This window comes from Streptomyces sp. HD (assembly GCF_028369295.1).
Lineage (GTDB): Bacteria > Actinomycetota > Actinomycetes > Streptomycetales > Streptomycetaceae > Streptomyces.
On record NZ_JAQMYP010000194.1, the window covers coordinates 1 to 339 of the forward strand.

Consider the following 339-nt stretch of genomic DNA (forward strand, 5'->3'; position numbering starts at 1 on the left):
GCCGGCTACCGGTACGTGGTGGTCGACGACTGCTGGTTCGACCCGCAGCGCGACGCGGCAGGCAACCTGCGGGCCAATCCGGCCAAGTTCCCCAGCGGCATGAAGGCGCTCGGCGACTACATCCACGGCAAGGGCCTGAAGTTCGGCATCTACCAGGCACCCAACGAGAAGACGTGCGCGCAGGGCGTGGGCACCTACCCGGGCGCCACGGGCAGCAAGGGCCACGAGACCCAGGACGCCGCCACGTTCGCCTCATGGGGCGTCGACTACCTCAAATACGACTGGTGCTCCTCCAGCGGCACCCTCAGCGAGCAGATCGCACAGTTCACCCTCATGCGC

General features: G+C 67.6%; 1 protein-coding gene. It reads left to right on the forward strand.

Going from position 1 to position 339, the window contains the following annotated elements:
- Positions 1–339 (forward strand): alpha-galactosidase (locus tag POF73_RS45965; RefSeq protein ID WP_272125510.1); only part of this gene is annotated, 339 nt, incomplete at both ends.